Origin of the sequence: Kaistella yonginensis (genome assembly GCF_030409525.1) — a bacterium.
Classification (GTDB): Bacteria; Bacteroidota; Bacteroidia; order Flavobacteriales; family Weeksellaceae; genus Kaistella; species Kaistella yonginensis.
This window is the reverse complement of the sequence record NZ_JAUFQB010000026.1, coordinates 1-550: the sequence shown is the minus strand read 5'-3', so window position 1 is coordinate 550 and position 550 is coordinate 1. Positions and strand designations below refer to the sequence as shown.

Sequence of the window (550 nt, the reverse complement as noted above, 5' to 3'; positions counted from 1 at the left end):
TGCTGCTTGTTTTGTGGGAGCGTTGTAAATGTGCTTCATGTCGGAAGTAAAGGATTTTCGATCCTTCCAAACCACGTACTTACACGCGTTTCTTATTTGATGAACCACACAAATCTGGGTTTGAGATTGCGGGAAAACAGAGCGTATTGTTTGGGTAAATCCATTCAAATTATCGGTTGCAGTTATGAGAATATCTTCTACACCACGAGCTTTTATATCGGTTAAAACACTCATCCAAAAACTGGAACTTTCATTTTTGCCAAGCCACATTCCCAGAACTTCTTTTTTTCCATCGCGTCGTAATCCAACGGCAAGATAAATGGTTTTGTTGATGACTTTGGAGTTTTCACGAACTTTAAAAACAATTCCATCCATCCAAACAATGAGGTATAAATCCTCTAATGGTCGGTTTTGCCAAGCGACAATTTCACTGGAAACAGCATTTGTAATCCTGGAAATTGTTGATGTTGAAACATCAAAATCGTACATTTCTTTGATCTGGTCTTCAATATCACTTACGCTCATTCCTTTTGCATAAAATGAGATGATG

The 550-nt window shown here is 38.0% G+C and carries 1 protein-coding gene; it reads right to left on the bottom strand.

All coding sequences use genetic code 11. From position 1 onward, the window contains the following. A partial coding sequence (locus tag QWY78_RS09210; protein ID WP_290219059.1) for an IS256 family transposase occupies positions 1-550 on the bottom strand: 550 nt, incomplete at both ends.